Below are 580 nucleotides of genomic sequence, written 5' to 3'. Positions count from 1 at the left end.
CATGCTCATTAAGCACGCGTTGGATATGTTCCCACTCCAGGCGTCCCACTGATGGCGGGCTAGTATCTAGGGGAATATCTGGGTTTGCGTCCTCTTCCTGTAGGGCTTTGATAATGACATCGGTGGTCACAGGTTTGCATAGGTAATTCACTGAACCCAGCTTCATCGCTTCAACCGTTGTGCTAATGCTGGAATAACCTGTCAGAATCAGTGCCTTGGTTTGAGGTGAGTGTTCTTTTAGAATCGACAGAAACTGCAAACCACTTTCCTGATCGATCTTTAGGTCAACCACAGCAAAATTTATGCTCGTATCCGTTAATATGCCTTTGGCTTCTTCAATACTGTTTGCGGCGAAGCTATTGTAGCCTCGTCGTTTAAATGACCGGGCAAGTGTCGTAGAAAAGGTTTGGTCGTCATCTAGGATAAGGATACTCTTAGTCATTTTATTTTCTGCTCTTCGGCTGGGTGTGAGCTTACAAGTGACAGGGAAATATGAATGCGAGTGCCCGACTTATCTGCTCTTTCAACGCTTATTTTTCCATGATGTCTATTAATCGTGGCATGAGATAAAAATAAACCA

1 protein-coding gene is annotated in these 580 nt (G+C 44.3%); it reads right to left on the bottom strand.

Annotated features, from left to right (window positions below; translation table 11 throughout):
* A partial coding sequence (locus A3729_RS03800) for a response regulator transcription factor (RefSeq protein ID WP_068633210.1) occupies positions 1-442 on the bottom strand: 442 nt, incomplete at its 3' end.
* Between the last annotated feature and the right edge of the window lie 138 nt (positions 443-580).

The organism is Oleiphilus sp. HI0043, from assembly GCF_001634935.1.
Note: the sequence above shows the minus strand (reverse complement) of the source record. Positions and strands in the feature narration are given on the sequence as shown.